General features: G+C 69.8%; 4 protein-coding genes. All 4 read right to left on the reverse strand.

Going from position 1 to position 3,600, the window contains the following annotated elements; genetic code table 11:
* On the reverse strand, positions 1-1,432 hold a 1,432-nt coding region (gene iolC / locus KBA23_RS16260), incomplete at its 3' end, for a 5-dehydro-2-deoxygluconokinase (RefSeq protein WP_290743172.1).
* A 10-nt stretch (positions 1,433-1,442) separates the two neighbouring features.
* Positions 1,443-2,384 (reverse strand): TIM barrel protein, encoded by a 942-nt coding sequence (locus KBA23_RS16265; protein WP_290743175.1) that lies wholly within the window; start codon positions 2,382-2,384, stop codon positions 1,443-1,445.
* Positions 2,371-2,769 (reverse strand): antibiotic biosynthesis monooxygenase, encoded by a 399-nt coding sequence (locus tag KBA23_RS16270; RefSeq protein WP_290743181.1) that lies wholly within the window; start codon positions 2,767-2,769, stop codon positions 2,371-2,373. Before KBA23_RS16270 ends, KBA23_RS16265 begins: the two co-directional genes overlap by 14 nt.
* Positions 2,676-3,600, reverse strand: a 925-nt coding sequence (locus tag KBA23_RS16275) for a sugar phosphate isomerase/epimerase (RefSeq protein ID WP_290743178.1), incomplete at its 5' end; no start/stop codon positions are given. The genes KBA23_RS16275 and KBA23_RS16270, both read right to left, overlap by 94 nt.

A 3,600-nucleotide genomic window follows, 5' to 3' on the forward strand; every position in this document is an offset into this window, starting at 1 on the left:
TCTCGGGCGTGTCGTCGGGGTGGCAGAAGCAGAGCACCTTGACCACATCCTCGCGCGCCCACTCGTTGAGGCCGCCGAAGTCGAGCCCGAGCTCGGGCTCGAGGGTCAGCGGGCGCGCGCCCGGCCACTCGCAGGGCCGGCCGACCCACAGGCCCGAGCCCGAGGCCGCATGCAGCGTCGCCCGGCCGAGGCGGTTGTCGCAGAGGATGCCGTAGCCGGGGCGGCCGTCGGCCACCCGCAGCGCCGCGGCGAGGCAGAGCTCCTTGAAGGCGCCGATCTTCTTCGGGGTGGCGCCCTCCATCTCCTCGAGCTGCATGCGGTGGTCGAAGGCGAAGACGCGCATCTCCGACCAGTCGCCGCCATGCTCGCGCTGGCGGTTGGTCGCCCAGTGGACCTGCTCGAGGGCCACGTCGTTGCGGAGGTCGGGGCGGACGACTCCGCGGCTGAGGAAGAAGTCGAGTTCGGTGAGCGACGGATAGGCCGGGGTGCAGCCGTGGCGCGAGACGGCGAAGGCGCCGCAGGCGTTGGCAAACTTGAGGCTCGTCGGCCAGTCCTGGTCTGTCAGCCAGCCTCGGAGGAGGCCGGAGAAGAAGCCGTCGCCGGCGCCGAGGACGTTGAAGACCTCGATCGGGAAGCCGGGGCCGGTCTGGCCGTCGTCGAGGGAGGCCGGGATCGTGCCCTCGAAGGCCGAGGCGCCGCGGGCGCCGCGCTTGCAGATCAGCGTCGCGTCGGAGACGGCGCGGACGGCGCGGAGCGCCTCGAGCGTGTCGGTCGAGCCGCCGGCGATGTGGAACTCCTCCTCGGTGCCGACGATGAGGTCGAAGAGGGAGAGCGTCGACTGGAGCTTCCGCGTCACCTCGGCGCTCGCGACAAAGCGGCTCTCGCCCTCGCCGTGGCCGGCGACGCCCCAGAGGTTCGGGCGATAGTCTATGTCGAGGGCGGTGCGGGCGCCGTGCTTCTTCGCGAGCTCCAGCGCCTTCAGCACCGCCGCCTCGGTCGCCTGGTGGCTGAGGTGGGTGCCGGTGGCGAGGACGGCGCGGGCCTCGGCGATGAAGCCCTCGTCGATGTCGGCCTCGGTCAGGCCCATGTCGGCGCAGTCGGTGCGGTAGAAAATCAGCGGGAAGCGCTCGTCGTCGCGGATGCCGAGGAGGACCAGCGCGGTCAGCCGGTCGGGATCGACCTTGACGCCGCGGGTGTCGACCCCCTCGCGCGCCAGCTGCTCGACGATGAAGCGGCCCATGTGCTCGTCGCCGACGCCGGTGATCACGGCGGACTTGAGCCCAAGCCGCGCGGTGCCGCAGGCGATGTTGGTCGGCGAGCCCCCGATGTACTTCGAGAAGCTCCCCATGTCCTCCAGCCGGCCGCCGATCTGGTCGCCGTACAGGTCGACCGAAGACCGGCCGATGGTGATGAGGTCCAGCGTCTTGGCCATGTCGTCCCCCTCAGAAGCCCTGCGCCCGCAGGAAGTCCCGGCTCGCGGTCAGGTCCGCAAGGCTGCCGCCCGCGTTGCGCGGGTCGCGTTCCTGCTCGATGGTGATGAAGCCGCCATAGCCGATCTCGCCGAGGAGCCGGTGGATGGCGGGGTAGTCGATGCGCCCGCGGCCGATCGGGCACATGACGCCCTCGGCGCAGGCCTCGAAGAATCGGATGCGGCGGGACATGACGTCGGCGTATTTCGCCGCGTCGATGTCCTTGAAGTGGATGTAGTCGAGCCGGTCGGCATAGGTCCGGATCGTCTCGACCGGGTCCATCCCGGAATAGTCCATGTGGCCGGTGTCGAGGCAGAGGCCGGCGAGATCGGGCGACACGTCGGACGCGATGCGGTCGAGCTCGTCGGCGAACTCGATGTAGCCGCCGGCGTGCGGGTGGATGACGGCGCGCACGCCGTAGCGGTCGCGGGCGAGCGCGGCAATGGCGCGGATGCTGGAGACCATGTCAGCCCATGCGGCGGGGTCGAGACGCGGGGCGCGGCCGGAGTGGCCGGCGGCATAGTCCCGCTCGTCGTGGCCCCAGTCCATCACGGTCAGGTAGGGGGCCGGGTAGCGCTGGCCGGGATGCGAGCGCGGCCGTGGCAGCGCAGTGACGAAGGCGCAGATCTCGTCGGTCTGGCGCAGAAGGTTCTCGCGGTTCGCCGGGTCGACGAGGTCGTCGAATATCGTGCCGGCAACGATGCGCAAGGACCGGGCGTCGAGAGCCGCGCCGACGCGGGACACGTCGAGCGGCATGTAGCCGTAGGGGCCGAGTTCGAGGCCGCCGAAGCCGGCGGCGGCGGCCTCGTCGAGCACCCGCTCCCACGGGGGCAGGTGCGGGTTCCTGACGTCGTCCACGCCCCAGCAGCAGGGGGCGCAGGTGACGGTGACGGGAAGGGTCTCAAGACTCAGCATTGATCGTCTCGAACAGGAGGCTGCGGTTCTTCGGCTCGTGGAAGGCGATCCAGTCCTTGGTGTGCTGCTGCTGCATGTGGAAGTCGTGGGCCTCCTTCGAGGTCCACGACTCGACGAACACCAGCCGGTCCGGGTCGTCGGTGCAGGTGTAGAAGTCGTAGGCGATGCACCCCGGCTCCGCCCGCGTCGCCGCCTGCGCCGCGGGCGCGCGGGCGCGCGGGCGAGGATTTCGTCCCGCGTGCCGGGTTCGAGCTCGATCGTGATGATGAACTTGTACACCGCCCAGGCTCCTCAGCGGCTGATCGTGGCCTGCAGCGCGTCGATCGAGGACTGGATGCCAGCCTCGGTCGACATGGTGAAGTCTTCCATCTCGAGGCTGACCCAGCCGTTGTAGCCGACCATGCGGACGACGGAGAAGAACTCCTTCCACCACTGGAGATCCCGCCCGGCGCCGACGGCGACGTAGTTCCACGAGCGGTTGGCGACGTCGGTGACGTCTTTGAGCTCGAGGAGGCCGTTGACGTCGGCGAGGCCGCGCTCGATGCGGGTGTCCTTGCCGTGGCAATGGTGGATCGCCGAACCGAGGGCCCGGGCCGAGGCGATGGGGTCGGCGCCCATCCACATCAGGTGGCTGGGGTCGAGGTTCATGCCGATCTTGTCGCTGACGGCGTTGCGGAGGCGGAACAGGGTCTCCGGGTTCCAGACCAGCATCGCCGAGAAGTTTTCGAGCGCGTACTTCTCGACGCCGACCTCGGTCGCGAGCTTGACCATCTTCTCCCAGAACGGGAAGGCGCAGTCCTCCCACTGGTAGCGATCGCGCTCGGGCATCTCGTCGGGCCAGCTCTTGGTGTAGACGAGCCAGTTCGGCACGGTGTCGCCGGGGGCCGCGGCGGGCAGGCCCGACATGGTGACGATGGTCTTGGCGCCGATCTCGCCGGCGAGGCGGACGGTCTCCTCCATCTCCTTGCGGTGGCGCTCGCCCATCGGGCCGGGATCGAGGGGGTTGGCCGAGCAGTTCAAGGCGGCGATCTCGAGGCCGCGGGCCTCGATCTCCTTCAGTGCCGCCTTCAGCTTGCCCTTGTCGGCGAGCAGTGCGTCGGCGCGGAAGTGCGGGCCCTTCGACCAGCCGCCGCCGGTCATCTCGATGCCCTCGACGCCGAGCTTGACGCACTTGTCGAGCATATCGGTGAAGGCGAGGTCGCCCATCACGTCGGTG

It is taken from the genome of Amaricoccus sp. (assembly GCF_017995835.1).
Taxonomy (GTDB): domain Bacteria; phylum Pseudomonadota; class Alphaproteobacteria; order Rhodobacterales; family Rhodobacteraceae; genus Amaricoccus.